1 protein-coding gene is annotated in these 1330 nt (G+C 64.4%); it reads left to right on the forward strand.

What is annotated here, in order from left to right; genetic code table 11:
- Positions 1–14: 14 nt before the first annotated feature.
- Positions 15–1214: a M20 aminoacylase family protein gene (locus tag CF70_RS14695; protein WP_235185044.1), complete on the forward strand. Its 1200-nt coding sequence runs from the start codon at positions 15–17 to the stop codon at positions 1212–1214.
- Positions 1215–1330 lie beyond the last annotated feature (116 nt).

Consider the following 1330-nt stretch of genomic DNA (forward strand, 5'->3'; position numbering starts at 1 on the left):
TCCCACCCGCCGCATTGACAGCGGCACGACCGCTGCGCCTCTCCCACTTCTGCGAACTGGCCGACACCCTCGACAGCCGGGCCGAACTGGAAGCCATCCGCCACAGCATCCACCGGCACCCCGAACTCGCCTTCGACGAAGTGCGTACCGCCGAGCTCGTCGCTAGCCAGCTTGAAGGCTGGGGCTACGAAGTGACCCGCGGCGTTGGCGGTACCGGTGTGGTCGGCACGCTGCGCCAGGGCGGCTCACGCCGCAGCATCGGCGTGCGCGCCGACATGGATGCGCTGCCCATTCACGAACGCACCGGTCTGCCATACGCCAGCATCCATGCCGGCAAGATGCACGCCTGCGGCCACGACGGCCACACCGCCGTGCTGCTCGGCGCCGCGCGGCAACTGGCGCGCACGCGCCATTTCAACGGCACCGTCCACCTGATCTTCCAGCCCGCCGAAGAGATCGGCGCCGGCGGCGGCGCCGAACGCATGCTGGCCGACGGCTTGTTCGAACGCTTCCCGTGCGATGCGATTTTCGGGCTGCATAACCATCCTGGCGTGGAAGCCGGCATGTTCATGTTCCGCGCGGGCCCGTTCATGGCGGCTTGCGATACGGTGGCCATCACCATCCGCGGCAAGGGCGGCCACGCGGCGCGGCCGCATCAGTCGATCGACCCGATCCTGGTGGCGGGCAGCCTGGTGATGGCGCTGCAGAGCATCGTGTCGCGCAATATCGACCCGAACGAGACGGCGGTAGTGACGATCGGGACGTTGCATGCGGGGCATGCGCCTAATGTGATTCCCGAAAGCGCGAAGCTGGAACTGAGCGTGCGGTCGTTTAGTCCCGACGTGCGACGCACGCTGGAGAATCGTATCCGGCAGTTGGTGACTTCCCATGTGGAAGGCTATGGGGCTAGTGTGGAGATCGATTACATCCGCGGTTATCCGGTGCTGATCAATAGCGAGCGTGAGACGGAGTTTGCCCGGCAGGTGGCCGAGGAACTGGTGGGGCCGGAGCGGGTGGTGACGAATTTTCCGCTGATCGCGGGGAGTGAGGATTTTGCTTACTTCCTGCAGCAGCGGCCTGGGTGCTTTGTCAGGATGGGGAATGGGGCGGGGCAGCCGTTGCTGCATAACGCGGGGTATGACTTTAATGATGAGAATTTGACTGTGGGGGCGGCTTATTGGGCTAGGTTGGTGGAGAGGTATTTGGAGGGGTAGGGGGTATAGGGCGTTGGTGTGAGCGGCGGGGTGGGGTTGTTTTGGGGCGGTGATGGTTTTTGCACCCAACAGCTGTACGGCATCTCCCTGCGGGGGTGGTCGCTGTTTCTTTGAGC

Origin of the sequence: Cupriavidus sp. SK-3, assembly GCF_000611145.1 — a bacterium.
Classification (GTDB): Bacteria; Pseudomonadota; Gammaproteobacteria; order Burkholderiales; family Burkholderiaceae; genus Cupriavidus.